Source organism: Candidatus Pelagibacter sp. Uisw_121, from assembly GCF_047722545.1.
Classification (GTDB): Bacteria; Pseudomonadota; Alphaproteobacteria; order Pelagibacterales; family Pelagibacteraceae; genus Pelagibacter.
In genome coordinates, this window is sequence record NZ_CP159816.1 from 1303318 (window position 1) to 1318508 (window position 15191).

General features: G+C 29.2%; 16 protein-coding genes and 1 pseudogene. 4 read left to right on the top strand and 13 right to left on the bottom strand.

The genetic code is table 11. The features are described from left to right. Position 1: 1 nt before the first annotated feature. Genes lptE through ABXT52_RS07035 form a run of 4 tightly spaced genes read right to left on the bottom strand, consistent with a single transcriptional unit; the run spans position 2 to position 3613 of the window. The gene (lptE, locus tag ABXT52_RS07020; RefSeq protein ID WP_415271835.1) at positions 2 to 454 is read right to left on the bottom strand and encodes an LPS assembly lipoprotein LptE; all 453 of its coding nucleotides are present in this window, start codon (positions 452 to 454) and stop codon (positions 2 to 4) included. Then, positions 454 to 1749: a class I tRNA ligase family protein gene (locus ABXT52_RS07025; protein WP_415272535.1), complete on the bottom strand. Its 1296-nt coding sequence runs from the start codon at positions 1747 to 1749 to the stop codon at positions 454 to 456. Before ABXT52_RS07025 ends, lptE begins: the two co-directional genes overlap by 1 nt. Further along, positions 1734 to 2996 (bottom strand): class I tRNA ligase family protein, encoded by a 1263-nt coding sequence (locus tag ABXT52_RS07030; protein WP_415271836.1) that lies wholly within the window; start codon positions 2994 to 2996, stop codon positions 1734 to 1736. The genes ABXT52_RS07025 and ABXT52_RS07030 overlap by 16 nt, the downstream gene beginning before the upstream one ends. Positions 2997 to 3016: 20 nt before the next feature. Next, complete coding sequence (locus tag ABXT52_RS07035; protein ID WP_415271837.1) at positions 3017 to 3613, bottom strand: DUF3576 domain-containing protein; 597 nt, start codon at positions 3611 to 3613, stop codon at positions 3017 to 3019. Positions 3614 to 3786: 173 nt separating this feature from the next. Here ABXT52_RS07035 and ABXT52_RS07040 point away from each other — a divergent pair, with 173 nt between their 5' ends. After that, complete coding sequence (locus tag ABXT52_RS07040; protein ID WP_415271838.1) at positions 3787 to 4878, top strand: porin; 1092 nt, start codon at positions 3787 to 3789, stop codon at positions 4876 to 4878. On the opposite strand, the gene ABXT52_RS07045 is transcribed toward ABXT52_RS07040, so the two are convergent. After that, positions 4875 to 5462 (bottom strand): thiamine phosphate synthase, encoded by a 588-nt coding sequence (locus ABXT52_RS07045; protein ID WP_415271839.1) that lies wholly within the window; start codon positions 5460 to 5462, stop codon positions 4875 to 4877. The genes ABXT52_RS07040 and ABXT52_RS07045 overlap by 4 nt on opposite strands. On the opposite strand from ABXT52_RS07045, the gene ABXT52_RS07050 reads away from it, so the two are divergent. Next, entirely contained in the window at positions 5457 to 6110 is a 654-nt protein-coding gene (locus ABXT52_RS07050) for a YggS family pyridoxal phosphate-dependent enzyme (protein ID WP_415271840.1), read from the top strand. The two genes, ABXT52_RS07045 and ABXT52_RS07050, sit on opposite strands and share 6 nt — an antisense overlap. Here the strand turns inward: ABXT52_RS07050 and ABXT52_RS07055 are convergent. Next, positions 6107 to 6595, bottom strand: a complete 489-nt coding sequence (locus tag ABXT52_RS07055; RefSeq protein WP_415271841.1) for a L,D-transpeptidase family protein — start codon at positions 6593 to 6595, stop codon at positions 6107 to 6109. The two genes, ABXT52_RS07050 and ABXT52_RS07055, sit on opposite strands and share 4 nt — an antisense overlap. 20 nt (positions 6596 to 6615) lie before the next feature. On the opposite strand from ABXT52_RS07055, the gene ABXT52_RS07060 reads away from it, so the two are divergent. Continuing rightward, positions 6616 to 7197: a winged helix-turn-helix domain-containing protein gene (locus ABXT52_RS07060; RefSeq protein WP_415271842.1), complete on the top strand. Its 582-nt coding sequence runs from the start codon at positions 6616 to 6618 to the stop codon at positions 7195 to 7197. Between the two features lie 5 nt (positions 7198 to 7202). On the opposite strand, the gene ABXT52_RS07065 is transcribed toward ABXT52_RS07060, so the two are convergent. The 6 genes from ABXT52_RS07065 to ABXT52_RS07090 all read right to left on the bottom strand — a co-directional run bounded on the left by ABXT52_RS07065 (position 7203) and on the right by ABXT52_RS07090 (position 13400). After that, the gene (locus ABXT52_RS07065) at positions 7203 to 8132 is read right to left on the bottom strand and encodes an adenosine kinase (RefSeq protein WP_415271843.1); all 930 of its coding nucleotides are present in this window, start codon (positions 8130 to 8132) and stop codon (positions 7203 to 7205) included. 1 nt (position 8133) lies between these two features. Beyond that, on the bottom strand, positions 8134 to 8787 hold the full coding sequence (gene nth / locus ABXT52_RS07070; RefSeq protein ID WP_415271844.1) for an endonuclease III: 654 nt from the start codon (positions 8785 to 8787) through the stop codon (positions 8134 to 8136). Beyond that, the gene (gene dapB / locus ABXT52_RS07075; RefSeq protein ID WP_415271845.1) at positions 8787 to 9563 is read right to left on the bottom strand and encodes a 4-hydroxy-tetrahydrodipicolinate reductase; all 777 of its coding nucleotides are present in this window, start codon (positions 9561 to 9563) and stop codon (positions 8787 to 8789) included. The genes nth and dapB overlap by 1 nt, the downstream gene beginning before the upstream one ends. A 36-nt stretch (positions 9564 to 9599) precedes the next feature. After that, positions 9600 to 10721 carry a molecular chaperone DnaJ gene (gene dnaJ / locus ABXT52_RS07080; protein ID WP_415271846.1) on the bottom strand — a complete coding sequence of 374 codons (1122 nt, stop codon included), beginning with the start codon at positions 10719 to 10721 and terminating at the stop codon, positions 9600 to 9602. A 31-nt stretch (positions 10722 to 10752) separates the two neighbouring features. Next, on the bottom strand, positions 10753 to 12702 hold the full coding sequence (gene dnaK / locus ABXT52_RS07085; protein WP_415271847.1) for a molecular chaperone DnaK: 1950 nt from the start codon (positions 12700 to 12702) through the stop codon (positions 10753 to 10755). 62 nt (positions 12703 to 12764) lie between these two features. After that, entirely contained in the window at positions 12765 to 13400 is a 636-nt protein-coding gene (locus ABXT52_RS07090; RefSeq protein ID WP_415271848.1) for a nucleotide exchange factor GrpE, read from the bottom strand. Positions 13401 to 13436: 36 nt separating this feature from the next. Between ABXT52_RS07090 and rdgB the strand changes: the two are divergent. After that, positions 13437 to 14040 (top strand): annotated as a pseudogene (rdgB, locus tag ABXT52_RS07095) (RdgB/HAM1 family non-canonical purine NTP pyrophosphatase). Here the strand turns inward: rdgB and ABXT52_RS07100 are convergent. Continuing rightward, positions 14024 to 15175, bottom strand: coding sequence for an ABC transporter substrate-binding protein (locus tag ABXT52_RS07100; RefSeq protein ID WP_415271849.1), 1152 nt, complete (start codon positions 15173 to 15175; stop codon positions 14024 to 14026). The pseudogene rdgB and the gene ABXT52_RS07100 sit on opposite strands and share 17 nt — an antisense overlap. Positions 15176 to 15191: the final 16 nt, after the last annotated feature.

Consider the following 15191-nt stretch of genomic DNA (forward strand, 5'->3'; position numbering starts at 1 on the left):
TTTAAAGTTTTGATAAATCTTTTATTAATTCATCAATAATTTTATTAATTAATACTTCTTCTATTTCTATTTCGTACTGACTTAATGTAAATCTATTAGAATTAGTATTGTAACTAAAATCCTGAGTGATGTTTTTGTTTATTTTTTTATTTTGATCGTCAATTACATCTATATTTAATTTTATAATCATTTGGTAACGAGAGGGATTACCTTGCATATTTTTTGAAACTACTTTGATTTCTTTTTCAGCATCTATTTTAAGTGAAATCTTGTTTAAAGCTTGCTTGTTAGAAAAATTGTTTAATCTTTTTTCAATTGTTAAATTTAATTTATTTTTTTTAATTTTTTCAATTTTTATAATGTTTAAGTTTAAGTTTTTATTTGAATATAATGCCTTATATCCACAGTTAGTGAGCATTAGAAAAAGTATTAAGGTCAACGTTATTTTTTTCATCAGATAATTATGTTTATCAATTTATTTTTAATATAAATAGTCTTTTTAAATTCTTTATTTTTAATAAACTTATTTATCAGTGGTTCCTCTTTAATTTTTAAAATTAATTGGTTTTCAGAAATCTCATTTTCTAAATTGATTATAGTTCTTTTTTTCCCATTAATTTGAACCACAATATTAATGTTTTTATTTAATATTTTTTTATGGTCAGCAGTTGGCCATTCTAGGCTCATTTTGGGTTCTAGTTCAATTAAACACTCACTTATTAGGTGGGGCATCACAGGATGCATTATGCTTAATATCTTTTTATAATTTTTAGATAAGCTTAAATAGTTGATAGGTTTTTCAATCTCTTTATTTAAATAATTATAAGTTTCATGAAAATTTGCCACAAGCACATTGTAATGAAATTTTTCTATACTTTTTGTAATTTTATCAATCATTATATTGGTAAACGAATCTATTGGTTTTGAATCTCCATTTTCATTTTTAAGTAAAATTATTGAAATAATCTTTTTGTGTAGTAGCCAAAATTTTTGAATAAATTTATAAGAAGCCAACATACCCTGATCTGACCATTGTACGTCTTTTTCAGGGGGGCTATCTGATAAAATAAAAAGCCGCACTGCGTCTGCACCATAATTTGTAATTATTTTTTCTGGATCTATGGTGTTTTTCTTTGACTTAGACATCGATTCACTTGGACCAACTTTTACTTTTTCATCAGGCATTCCTTTAAGGTGGTAATTAATTTTATCATTTGTTTCAATTTCATCAGGGCTTAACCATTGGTCATTTTTATTTTTGTAGGTTTCGTGACAAACCATTCCTTGTGTAAAAAGACCCTTAAAGGGCTCTGGGTTTATAAAGTCTTTTCTTTTGTGCTTAATCGCACGCATAAAAAATCTTGAATATAAAAGATGAAGAATTGCATGTTCAACCCCACCAATATATTGATCAACAGGCATCCAGTATTTAATCTCATCTAAATCAAACCCTTCCTTAGTATTTTTGTTTGAACAAAATCTTAAAAAATACCAAGAAGAATCAACAAAAGTATCTAGAGTGTCGGTTTCTCTCTTACATTTTTCACCGTTAATTTGAATGTCAAACCAATCTTTTTGGTGGTCTAGAGGATTACCTTTAGTATTCAGGTTTATGTTTTCAGGTAACTTAACAGGCAAATCTTCTAATGGAACTTTAATAATTTTATTTTTATCATTATAAGCAATTGGGATGGGGCAGCCCCAGTATCTTTGTCTTGATACCCCCCAATCTTTTAGTCTGAAATTAATTTTTTTTTTTTCCTAATTTTTTTTTCTTCTAATATTTTAATTGCTTCCAAAATAGATTGATCTGGTGCATTTAAATTATTTAAAAATTTTGAATTAATTATTTTACCAGGTCCTGTATAAGCTTTATTATTTGTTTCAATTTTATCTTTCTCATTAATGGGATCAATTACTGAAATAAAATTTAAATTATATTTTTTTGCAAAATCAAAGTCTCTCTGGTCATGAGCGGGGCAACCAAATATTGCTCCAAAACCATAATCCATTAATACAAAGTTTGCAAAAAATACAGGTACCTTTATAGATGGGTCCAAAGGATTAATAGCCATTAGGGATGTTGGAAACCCTAGTTTTTCCGCTTGAGCAATAGATTCCTCTGTGGTGCCAGTTTTTGAACACTCTTCCTTAAATGCTAAAAAATTTTTATCATTTTCATAAAATCTTGCTATTGGATGATCAATCGATACAGCTACGAATGAACAACCAAACAATGTATCTGGTCTTGTAGTAAAACATTTAATATTTTTAACAGGTAGAGAGCCTTCTATTTCAAAATCTAATTCACAACCAAAAGATTTTCCTATCCAATTTTTTTGCATAGTTTTTACTTTATTGGGCCATCCATCAAGAGTTTCTAGACCCTCTAATAATTCATCAGAAAACTTTGATATGTTAAAAAACCATTGGTTTAATTTTTTTCTCTCGACCAAGGCGCCAGACCTCCAACCTCTTCCATCAATTACTTGTTCATTAGCAAGAACGGTTTCATCGACTGGATCCCAATTCACATAATTTTCTTTTCTATAAACAAGACCCTTGTCATACAGTTCTAAAAAAAAGGCTTGTTGGTGTTTATAATACTCAGGAGAGCAAGTTGATATTTCTTTATCCCAATCAATTGAAAGACCTAATTGTTTTAATTGGTCTCTCATTGTTTTAATATTCTTTTCAGTCCATTTTTTTGGATCTAAATTATTTTGTTTAGCTGCATTTTCTGCGGGCATACCAAAAGAATCCCAACCCATAGGATGTAAAACATTATATCCTTGCATCATTTTAAAACGAGCCAATACATCACCAATAGTATAATTTCTAACATGACCCATATGAATTTTACCCAATGGATAAGGGAACATTTCAAGGGAATAAAATTTTTTTTTATTTTTATCTACTACACTTTTAAAAGACTTGTTTTCGACCCAATAATTTTGCCATTTCTCTTCAATTATTTTAAAATTATATCTAGTCACAAAAAATAAAAATATTAAATTTATCTAGCAGAGTTTATTTTTTTTTTCTCTAAAGTTGTTCTTTTTTTACTAAGATAGTCTTTGGAATTTTTTGAAAATTGTTTTTTTTCCAAAATTGCAGCTCGCTTAAGGATTGCTAAACCTATTTGCGGCTCTAATTCAGATTTGATTTTATTAACACTACAAGTGGTTCCGTTGCTCTGACATTTTCTTTCATGAATACTTATATCAAGAGCATCAGATCTAATTTCATTAGTTAAAAACCTTACCGTAATTTTTAAATCTCTTTTTTCATTTTTGTCATTTGAGTTACCATCAAACCATTCTGTTATTAATATCCCACCAGAGTAACTTGCATTTGAAAAGGGAACAAAATCTAAGACATCCATAGACGCTCTCCATAATTCATTTGAGGATGCAAAATCAAAAGTTCCACCTTTAGAGGAGCCTTTACCAAATCTAATTCCTCTTCCCTCTTCAATGTTTCTTTTAACCCTATCATTAACATTTATAGGTGTATCTTTAATATCAGCTTTTCTAAAAATGTTATTTGAGCACCCAGAAAACGTTAATAAAAGCAGTATTAAGTAAATGAAGTATTTTTTTATAAAAGGCATTTATGATGAAAAACCATTTGTTTTGTTGAATTTCAACAAAAAAATTGACCTTTTGTGGTAATTTTATCACAATTTGAAAAACTATTAAAAATTTAGAAGATTAAGCAAATAATTTGCATTTTTTTTGCTAAATATACTGCATTCATATGAATAATAACAAAAAAGGAAAAAATATGACAAATCTAAAAAAATTGGGTCTTTCAGCATTAGCAGGTTCGCTAGTTGCAGTTAGTGCTCAAGCAGGCGAAATAGCCGTAACTGGTTCTGCTAACGTTACTTATGTAACTGGCGAAAAAGTTAACGGTGGTAAAACAATTGGTACTGACAGAGATGTTGCTTTCACTGGAACTGGTGAAATGGACAATGGTTGGACATTTAAAGTGAGCACACTTTTAACTGATGCTTATTCAGTGTCTTCATCTTTCACATCACTAACTATGGGTTCATTAGGAACAGTTTCTTTCGGAACTGATACTGGTGGAGCAAGTTACAAGTACGATGAGGAAGTACCTCAAGCATATGAGCAAATCTCAGATGCACAACAAACTTCAGCTAACATAGTTGGAAATCAAATGGACAGTAACTCTATAGTTTACAACTCTCCATCTTTTGACATTGCAGGAGCTTCTATATCTTTAGATGCAGAATTCTCTCCAAATGCAAATGGTGTAGGTTCAGGCGATGGTGGAACTACTTCTAAAGTTACAGCTACTAATGCTGATGGTAACTTAGGTAACTACGGTAAAGGTTACGGTCTAGGTGCTACTATTAAGTATGCTGGTTTAACTGCTGGTGCTTATGGTACAGAAAGAGAAAACAGAGACCCAACAACTGGATCAGCTAAAGTAAGAGACGCTTTCGAAGGTGTTTGGTATGCTAAGTACTCAGTAGGTCCAGTAGCCTTCGGTTACTCCGAGTCTTACTTAGATTCAGGTAAAAACGCTGCTGGTGGTGACAATGCCGCTACTGCAAAAGTAGTTAGAGTTGCTAGTGGTATCTTTGAAGGTGAGCAATTTTCTGTAGCTTTCAATGTGAATGAAAACCTATCGGTTTCATACACAGACTCTTCAGATGTTTACGATGAGCAGTCTAATGCAACAACTGATACTGCAGATGTATCTATGGATACTAAAGCTATTCAAGTAGCTTACTCTATGGGTGCAATGTCGGTTAAAGCATACCAAATGAGTACTAAAAATCCAGGGTATGACAACGATGCTGCTGATAGAGATGTAACTGAAATTGCTTTAGGTTTAGCATTCTAGTTATTACTATTTAAACTATTTAAAAACGGCCTAAATTCTTTTAGGCCGTTTTTTTTTATCCACGATATTCCTGAAAAACCATCACAATTTAAAAGTTTTAATTTACTTATATTAGTTTCATTTATCCCACCAAGTGCAATAAATTTACTTTTATTATCCAATGTTAGTAAGTTAAATTTAATAACATCAAGATAATTATTTTTTTTATTGACCTTAAACGTTGGAGCTAAAAAAATTAAATTACAGCCTTGATTTTCTTTTGCTTTAATCTCAGCTTTATTATGAGCAGAGCCTATGATTGAAAATTTTTTTGGTTTTGAAAAAAAATTAAAGTTATTAGTTTTAATAAAAGATGGAATATAAACCCCATTTAATTGATGTTTTATAGCCATTTTGATATCAATAGTTAAGTAAAATTTTCTCTTATTTCTTCTACAATAATTCTTTAACGATAATATTGTACTTTCATCTATTTTTTTTTTATAGTTCCTAAGAATAATTGATATATTTTTATTTAAATTATTCAAATCAGAAGGATTAAAGTCTTCAACAAACAAGTAAATTTTAGGTAATTTTTTTTGCATCAAAGTATTAATAATCTAGTTTCTATACAAAATACATTAAAGATAGAAAACTTAGAGTTAAATAAAATAAAAATAATAGCTGTTAGTAAGACATTTCCAATTAATGAAATATTGCCATTAATTAATCACGGACAAGTTCATTTTGGTGAAAATAAAGTTCAAGAAGCAATAGAAAAATGGCAAGAAATTAAACAAGATTTTAAGCATCTACAACTACACATGATTGGTAAGTTACAATCAAACAAAGTCAAGTTTGTCGTACCTTTATTTGACTATATCCATTCACTAGATAGCCTAAAACTAGCAAAGAAAATTGCAGAGGAGCAAGATAAAATAAAAAAAAGATTAAAAATATTTATTCAAATTAATATTGGAAATGAAGAACAAAAAAATGGAATCGATGAAGGGGATCTTGAAGAATTTTACAAAAAATGTGCAAATGAATTCGAGTTAGATATTGTTGGATTAATGTGTTTACCACCTAAGGATATCAATACTAAGGAGTACTTTGTAAAAATGAAAAATCTTGCACAAAAAATCAATGTTAAAGAGTTAAGCATGGGTATGTCCAATGATTACCTTGATGCAGCAAAACACGGTGCAACTTATTTAAGAATTGGCTCAAAAGTTTTTGGAAATAGAAATTAGCCAATTTTTATTTTGGTATTTTTTTTGATTAACTTTAATAAAATTTCAAAATCTTTCTTCTTTAATGCTATACAGCCTGCTGTTGATTTATAATTATCTGTTAGATGAATGAATATAGCACTACCCTTATTTGGAATTTTATTATGGTTATAATCAATTGTAATTAAATAATCGTATTTATAATCCCTCCTGTATAAATATTCTTTTAAGTTTTTATTACGAGTTTGAATTTCTTGATTATATCTTTTATCACTTGGATTATCGCACCATGCTATATTTTTTGTGATAACTTTTTTTTTTATTTTACACCTTGGAATACCTACACGATCCTTCCTAAAATATAATTTTTTCAATTTAAATAAGCCTTTAGGCGTTGAATAGTCACCCTCTTTTTTATTGTAATTTAAGCCTTTTTTTCCGATACAACATTTAAATTTAAAATCATCAATTATAAGAGTGTTTTTATTTGGTACATGAATTATCATAGAAATTATTTGATATAGTTATGCAAAACGTCTTTATTATAAATTACAATTCATTATATGAAATCTTAAATGAGATAAAAGATAATTTATCCTTTAAGATAATTAATTTTAAAAACGAAGAAGATTTTAAAAATAGAAATGATCTAGATTTAACAAATTGTTTAATAATTTCAAAAATTTATCCTAAATTATTACTAAATAAAGATATCACACATAATAATTTTTTAAATTTTAAAGACCTACCCCTACCTTTAAAAAAATTACAAGAATTAATCAGTATTAGATTGATCAAATTAAAATTTAACCATCAGTCAAAAATTATCATTAAAGGCTATGAATTAAATTTAAATTCTAAATTTATTGGTAAAAATAATTTAAATTTGAAGTTAACAGAAAAAGAAATTAATATTATTTTATATTTAAATCATAAAAAAATTAAACATAATGTTGCAGACTTACAAAAAAATATTTGGGATTATTCTTCAAATATAGAAACTCATACGGTAGAAACTCATATTTATAGACTACGAAAAAAAATAAATGATTTATTTAAAGATCAAAATTTTATCTTAACGCACAAAAATGGCTATTTTATTGAATAAATGGATTAATTTAGTCTCGCACCAACTTTTTGAATTATTTTTAATGACATCTCAGTTCCTTTTTCAAGACTTTCCTTCATCGAAAAATTGTTAATAAATCCATGAAGAAATCCGGCAGCAAAAAGATCTCCTGCACCTGTTAAATCTATAATTTTTAAATTAGATTTACTCTTGCATTCTATAATTTCTTGATTTTTAATAGCAATACTTCCTTTTTCACCACGTGTAATAATTAAAAGTTTTCCTAATTGTTTTCCAAATTCAATAACATCCTCAAAGGTTTTAGCATCAATTAACGATCTAATTTCTTGTTCGTTAGCAAAAGTGATATCAAGCTTATTCCTAACTAAATGTAAAAAATCACCCTTATGTCTTTCCACACAAAATTGATCTGATAAAGACATGGCTTTATTATTTGAGAGTGACATAGCTTTATCAAAAGCTGATTTTGGCTCACCTTCATCCCATAAATAGCCCTCCAAGAATATCATTTCACTTTGTTGAATTGCTTTATCTTCAATATCATTTTGATTAATTTTTCCAGCAATTCCTAAAAATGTAACCATTGTTCTTTCTGCATCAGGTGTAATTAATATTAAACATGTTCCAGTTGGAGAGATTTCTTTTTTTTTATTATAAAAGTATTTAACTTTTTCTTTAACCAAACCTTCCTCGTATTTTTTTCCTAAATTATCAGCATTAACTTTACCAATGAAGCCAACTTCATTGCCAAGTTGCGATAGACCCACAATAGAATTTGCAACTGATCCACCAGAAATAGTTTCTGCAACCTTTAAAGTTGACAAAAGTTTTTGAAACTCATTCTCATCGACAAGCTTCATGGTACTTTTTGTTAATTCATTATCTATTAAGTATTGATCATCTACTTTACAAATAACGTCAACAATTGCATTTCCAATTCCAAGTATTTTCATATTAAGCTTTTTTTGTTTTAATAGGATTTTTTCTTTTAGGATAACAAGTCGTACAAATTTTACAAGTCAAACCATAACACTCTCTAGCTTTACAAAACTCTCTTCCATAATAAATTATTTGTAGATGTAACTTGCCCCATGTTTTTTTTGGGAATATTTTTTTTAAATCCTTTTCAGTCTGAATAACATTTTTGCCATTTGTTAAGCCCCATCTTTGAGCTAATCGATGTATGTGAGTATCAACTGCAAAAGCTGGAACACCAAAACCCTGAGACATGACTACACTTGCTGTTTTATGGCCTACACCAGGCAGTTTTTCCAGTTCTTCAAAGCTTTTAGGCACTCTACCTCTATGTTTTTCTAGAAGTAGCTTAGACATCAAGTAAATACTTTTTGCTTTTACCCGAAAAAGGCCAATACTTTTAATTAATCTTTCAATCTTTTTTCTACCTAATTTTACAAAATGTTCTGGTCTATTATATTTTGGATATATATTTTTAGTTACGTTATTAACATTTAGATCAGTACATTGTGCTGATAAAAGAACAGACATTAAGAGAGTAAAATTATTAGTATGATCTAATGGAATAAGGGTTGTTGGATAAATCTTATTTAAAATTTTTAGTATCTTTTTAGCTTTTTCTTTTTCATTCATTATCTAAAGTTCAATAAATCTCTCATTGAATAAAGACCTGGTTTTTGGTTGATAAGCCATTTTGCAGCAGTTAAGGCACCATCTGAATAAAGTGCTCTATCAAACGCTTCATGGTTTAATTTTATTATTTCTTTTCCACTTGAGAATGTAACCTCATGTTCCCCAATAATTTCACCTTTTCTAATCGAATTAAAATTAATTTTTTTTCCATAAGGAAAAGATTTTTTATTTAAAAATTTTTTACCAATTAAATTATAAAGATTTTTATTTTTTCCATCAGCTATTCCTTTTCCAAGCATTAAAGCTGTTCCTGATGGGTAATCCTTTTTATGTTTGTGATGAACCTCAAAGACTTTACTTAAATATTCATCATTTAGTGATTTTGAGGCAATTTCAGTTAGATACATTAATAAATTCACACCTAGGCTCATGTTACCTGCTTTTAAAATGGGAATTTTTTTAGAAATTTTTTTAATTATATGCTCTTCTTTCTGGGTAAATCCAGTTGTTCCAATTACTACTCTTTTTTTTAATTTAGATGCGATTTTTAGAATATCTAAAGTACAATTTGGGACTGTAAAATCTATTATTACATCAGTTTTTTTAAAAGCTTGTTCAGTATTTTTATCAAGCTTGATACCTAAAATTTTTTTGTTGATAGTTTTATTTTCTGTCAGAGCAGCTAATTTAAACTCCTTATTATTTTTTGAGGATTTAATAAGTTGCTGACCCATTCTCCCTAGACAACCAGAAATAGCTAAATTAATTTTTTTCATCTAAGAAAACATTAACCTTTTTTAATTAATTAGTCTTTAGTTTTTCCAAAAACTTTTAGCTTTTTGAAAGAATTGTTTGATACTTGGATTAGATTTTTCGTTTTCAATTTTTCTAAATTTTTCAAGTAACTCTTTTTGTTCTTTATTTAAAGAAATAGGAATTTCAGTGTTTACTTGAACATAAAGATCTCCATTTCCACTTCCTCTCATATAAGGCATACCTTTGCCTTTTAATCTAAATTGTTTTCCATTTTGAGTTCCATCAGGTATTTTAATTTTAGCTTTTCCACCATCAATTGTTGGTATTTCTATTGTAGTTCCTAAAGCAGCATCAGCTATAGATATAGGAAACTCAAAAAATAGATTTTCATCAGATCTTTTAAATAAGTTATGTGAGTGAACATTTATAAAAAGATAAAGATCACCACTTGCCCCACCTTTGGATCCAGCCTCACCTTTACCAGCTAATCTTATTCTAGTGCCATCATCAACACCCTTAGGTATTGTAACTGATATTTTTTTTGAGGCGTGCTTGTTACCTTGACCATTACAATCTGTGCATGGATTTGTTATTTCTTCACCAGAGCCTGCACATTGAGGACAAGTTTGTTGAACAGTAAAAAAACCTTGGTTAGATCTTACTTTACCATTTCCACCACAAACTGTACATCTGTCCGCAGAATGACCAGGTTTAGAGCCATTACCTTTACAAGTATTACACTTTTCTGTTGTTGAAAATTTTATATCTTGTTTTTTACCTTCATAGGCTTCTTCAAGAGTAATAGATAAATCATATCGCAGATCTGAGCCTCTATTATTAGTTTTTCTTCTTCCCCTTGATTGTCCACCACCGAAATCTCCAAAAAAATCTTCAAAAATATCTGAGAAATCAGCTCCTCCAAAACCACCACCTTGTCTTCCACCACCTCCACCCTCAAAAGCAGCATGGCCAAAGTTATCATAGTTTTGTTTTTTTTCTTTATCTGAGAGGATGCCGTAAGCTTCACCAGCTTCCTTAAATTTATCTTCAGAAGCTTTATCTCCAGGGTTTTTATCAGGATGGTGTTTAACTGCTAGTTTTCTATATGCAGATTTTAATTCTTCAGGGCTTGCATTCTTGCTAACACCTAAGACGTCATAAAAATCTCTTTTAGCCATAAGTTACTTTAAGATGATAGTTGTTTAAGTCTTAAGCGCTTTTTTCTTTATCTTCTTCTTTTTTATCCTCTTTTGTTTCTTCTTCTTTTACTTCCTCAAAATCCGCATCAACCACATTATCGTCTTTTTTTGCTTCATCACTCTTTTCACCATCCTTGGGTGAGCCCTCTTTTTTTTCTTGAGATTTGTAAATAGCCTCACCTAGTTTCATAGAAGCTTGAACTAAAGTTTCTGTTTTCTTTTTAATGTCTTCAGTATCAGTTCCTTTAATCGCTTCTTTTAAATCAGTCGATGCGTCCTCTATTGCTTTTTTATCGGCATCAGAAACTTTAGCACCGTGTTCTTTTAGATTTTTTTCAGTTGAATGAATTAAAGTATCTGCCTGATTTCTTGCATCCACAGATTCTCTTTTCTTTTTATCTTCATCTTTATTAGCTTCGGCATCTTTTACCATTTTTTCTATTTCTTCATCACTTAAACCACCTGAAGCCTGGATTTGAATTTTTTGTTCTTTTCCGGTTCCTTTATCTTTAGCAGAAACACTCACAATTCCATTCGCATCAATATCAAAAGTTACTTCAATTTGAGGAACTCCTCTTGGAGCAGGTGCAATTCCAACTAGTTCAAAATTTCCCAACATTTTATTGTCAGTCGCCATCTCTCTTTCACCCTGAAGTACTCTTATCGATACAGCAGGCTGATTATCATCAGCTGTAGAAAATACTTGGCTTTTTTTCGTTGGTATTGTTGTGTTTTTTTCAATTAATTTTGTTGATACTCCACCCAATGTTTCAATTCCAAGTGATAAAGGTGTTACATCTAAAAGAAGCACATCTTTAACGTCTCCTTGAAGAACACCAGCTTGGATTGCGGCACCCATTGCAACAACTTCATCAGGGTTTACACTTTTATTAGGCTCTTTACCAAAAAAGTTTTTAACTTCAGCAAGAACTTTGGGCATTCTTGTCATCCCACCAACCATTACAATTTCGTCAATTTCATTTGCAGTAAGTCCTGCATCTTTAAGAGCAGTTTTACATGGTGGTAACGTTCTTGAGATTAAATCTTCAACCAAAGCTTCTAATTTAGCTCTAGTCATTTTTAGATTAATATGTTTTGGACCAGTTTTATCAGCTGTGATAAAGGGTAAATTAACATCTGTTTGTTCTGCAGAAGATAATTCAATTTTTGCTTTTTCAGCTGCTTCTTTTAATCTTTGAAGAGCTAATTTATCTGATCTTAAATCAATTCCAGAATCTTTTTTAAATTCACCAATTAAATAATCAACGATTGTATTATCAAAATCTTCACCACCTAAAAATGTATCACCATTTGTAGATTTAACTTCAAACACACCATCACCTAACTCAAGAATGGAAACGTCAAAAGTTCCACCACCTAAGTCATAAACAGCTATTTTTTTATTTTGTTTTTTATCTAAACCGTAAGCAAGAGAAGCTGCTGTTGGCTCGTTAATAATTCTTAAAACTTCAAGGCCAGCTATTTTACCAGCATCTTTTGTTGCTTGTCTTTGAGCGTCATTAAAATATGCAGGAACTGTAATTACAGCCTTAGTGACCTCTTGACCTAAATATTTTTCAGCAGTTTCCTTCATTTTTTGAAGAATAAAAGCAGAAATTTGTGATGGAGAGTATTTTTCCCCTCTAGCTTCAATCCAAGCATCTCCTTTTTCTGAATTAACAATTTTAAAAGGGGCAGCTGCAATATCTTTTTTTACAGTAGGGTCTTCAAAACTTCTTCCAATTAATCTTTTTACAGCAAAAATAGTGTTTTCAGGATTAGTAACAGCCTGTCTTTTTGCAGGTTGACCTACAAGTTTTTCTCCATCTTCAGAAAAAGCAACAACTGAAGGAGTTGTTCTTGCGCCCTCAGCATTTTCTAAAACTTTTGGCTGACTACCTTCCATGATAGACACACATGAGTTTGTTGTTCCTAAATCTATTCCTATAATTTTGCTCATAATTTAATTCCTTTCCTTCATATAAGTGTTAATTTTTAATGTACAAGTTCTTACAATTATTATTAATTGTCTGAATTCTCTTTATTTTCCTCACTTTTTTGATCATCTTGAATTTTAGTTTTTTTTGAAACTCCAACTAATGCTGGTCTCAAAAGTCTATCTTTCATCATAAAACCTTTTTGAATTTCTTGAACTATTGTGCCGGGTTCTTTTTCGTCATCATCAATTTCCATCATAGCTTGATGTTGATTTGGATCCAATTTTTTACCAATTGAATTTACAGGGGTGATTCCATTTTTTAAGAAGATTGAAACCATATCTTTACTTATGATTTCAAAATGTTCTAAAGTTTTTTTTAAAGCTTCGGTATCTTTTAAAACTTCATCACTTTCTAAAATTTGTTTTGATCTCTCAAGATTATCAATTAAATTTAAAGCTTCTTTTGCAAATGAAAATCCACCATAATCAAAAGCATCATCTTTTTCTTTTTCAAACCTTCTTCTTTGATTTTCCATTTCAGCAAAAGTTCTAGTAAGCTTATCTTCTAACTCTTTAATTTTTTCTTCAGGGGTAAACTCATTTACCTCCTCTTTTCTCTCTGCTGCAATTCCTTGTACTTCTTGAATTTTTTCTTCCACTTCAGTCTCTTTAATTTCTTCGTTTTGATTTTCAGAATTAATGTTTTGATCTTTTTCCATGTAGACTTATATGGTATGAGATTTAATAATTGCTAGATGTTAAAGAATAAAATTATAAAATTGTTGATAGGGACTAATAATAAAGGAAAATTGAGAGAAATTAGAGACTTATTGCCTAAAAAACTTGAAATATATTCTCCACAGGACTTTAAAATAAAAAGTCCTCCTGAAAATGGCAAAACATTTAAGGAAAACTCACTAATTAAGGCTAAATTTTTTTCTAAAAAATCAAAGATGACATGTTTATCTGATGACTCGGGCTTAGAAATAGATGTTTTAGGTGGAGATCCTGGAATTTATTCAGCCAGATGGGGAGGTAAAAAGGGTGATTTTAAAAAAGCGATGATTAGAGTTTTTAAAGAACTAGACAAAAAAGACAAAGACTGGCGAAAAAAAAAAAATTAAAGCTAGGTTTATTTGTGCTTTAACTATTTACGGTAAAAATAAAGAAATAATAAATTCTGTTGGTAAGGTCGAGGGTTTTATTTCACCAATTATAAAAGGTGAAAACGGGTTTGGTTATGATCCTATTTTTATACCAATTGGAAATAAAGTTACATTTGGTGAAATGAGTGCATCGCAGAAATATAAAATAGATCATAGATTTAAAGCTTTTAAAAAAATTAAAAAACTTTTTTAAATTTTTCATCTTCAACTTTATAAAAATTTAAAATATGATTTATCTTGTTATTTTTAATTTCAAAAATTCCAACTTTTCCTTTAAATAAAGTTTTTTTAGTAAACATATTTTGATCAATAACAGAATTGTTTTGAAGTATTAAATAATAAACAAGACCTACCAAGTCATAACTTAGAAATGATAATTGATTTGGATATTGATTATATTTTTCAAAATATTCTGCCGAAAATTTATCATAATTTTTTTTGTTTGCAGAGGGAAAATAAAGTGGCTGTGAACTTGTTTCCTTAAGAAGAGACTCATCAAACCATTGATTAAGAGTTATGAAATATTTTTCTTCTGGAGATACATCTGTATATAATAAGGAAGTAGTGACGCTTTTTAAACTTTCATCAAAATCTGATATCACCAGGGAATCGAAACTAACACTTCCAAGCGTATCTTTTTTTTTTAATATTTCAATTAATCTCTCCTTATTACTTTGATCAGATTTTTCCAATCTTACTATTTCATCTTCTAGATTTTGCTTTCTAACTTCATACCGTGTAATTTTTTCAATTTGTTCGGTAAGTTTGGTGGGGTCAGTATCATAAATATAATTTTCTAATATTTTGATCTTAGAATTAGAAATAGCTTCTTTAATTTCATTTTTAAAACTCATATCTGGAGTTAAAAAAATAGTTTTTTCAATTTTATTTAACTTTATAAACTTATTTATTGCATTCAACTGAGACGTTGCATTTATTCCTGCGTTAATAATATTTTTTGAAAAATTATTATTTTTGTTCGTTAAGGCTAAAAAAGTCACTTCATTTAGTTTATCAAGATAAATTAAACTTTCGTTAAATACAGGGCCAATTATTATCTTTACTCCTGAGCTAGCCAGTTCTTTAGCAGCCTCTAAAGTTGTTTCGGAATTTGATTTTGTATCTCTAGGAATAATTTCAATTGATGGGTTGTCTATTTTATTAATAGCAAGTCTTGCAGATTTAATTATAGACTCACCAATTTCAGAGTTTTTACCTGTTAAAGGAACAAGCAGACCTATTTTAATTTTTTCGTTTGCTTTTACAATCCCCATATTCATTGAAAGAGTGAATGTTAAAAGCAATATAATTTTAATAATTTTCTTCATTTTAATGATATTATTA

What these genes read in the sequence shown, in the direction of transcription:
- nth (WP_415271844.1), bottom strand. Translation starts at nt 8,787, where the DNA reads ATGAATGAAAAAGAAAAAGCTAAAAAGATACTAAAAATTTTAAATAAG.
- dnaJ (WP_415271846.1), bottom strand. Translation starts at nt 10,721, where the DNA reads ATGGCTAAAAGAGATTTTTATGACGTCTTAGGTGTTAGCAAGAATGCA.
- ABXT52_RS07090 (WP_415271848.1), bottom strand. Translation starts at nt 13,400, where the DNA reads ATGGAAAAAGATCAAAACATTAATTCTGAAAATCAAAACGAAGAAATT.
- dnaK (WP_415271847.1), bottom strand. Translation starts at nt 12,702, where the DNA reads ATGAGCAAAATTATAGGAATAGATTTAGGAACAACAAACTCATGTGTG.
- ABXT52_RS07100 (WP_415271849.1), bottom strand. Translation starts at nt 15,175, where the DNA reads ATGAAGAAAATTATTAAAATTATATTGCTTTTAACATTCACTCTTTCA.
- dapB (WP_415271845.1), bottom strand. Translation starts at nt 9,563, where the DNA reads ATGAAAAAAATTAATTTAGCTATTTCTGGTTGTCTAGGGAGAATGGGT.
- ABXT52_RS07045 (WP_415271839.1), bottom strand. Translation starts at nt 5,462, where the DNA reads ATGCAAAAAAAATTACCTAAAATTTACTTGTTTGTTGAAGACTTTAAT.
- ABXT52_RS07035 (WP_415271837.1), bottom strand. Translation starts at nt 3,613, where the DNA reads ATGCCTTTTATAAAAAAATACTTCATTTACTTAATACTGCTTTTATTA.
- ABXT52_RS07055 (WP_415271841.1), bottom strand. Translation starts at nt 6,595, where the DNA reads ATGATAATTCATGTACCAAATAAAAACACTCTTATAATTGATGATTTT.
- lptE (WP_415271835.1), bottom strand. Translation starts at nt 454, where the DNA reads ATGAAAAAAATAACGTTGACCTTAATACTTTTTCTAATGCTCACTAAC.
- ABXT52_RS07065 (WP_415271843.1), bottom strand. Translation starts at nt 8,132, where the DNA reads ATGAAAATACTTGGAATTGGAAATGCAATTGTTGACGTTATTTGTAAA.
- ABXT52_RS07060 (WP_415271842.1), top strand. Translation starts at nt 6,616, where the DNA reads ATGCAAAACGTCTTTATTATAAATTACAATTCATTATATGAAATCTTA.
- ABXT52_RS07040 (WP_415271838.1), top strand. Translation starts at nt 3,787, where the DNA reads ATGACAAATCTAAAAAAATTGGGTCTTTCAGCATTAGCAGGTTCGCTA.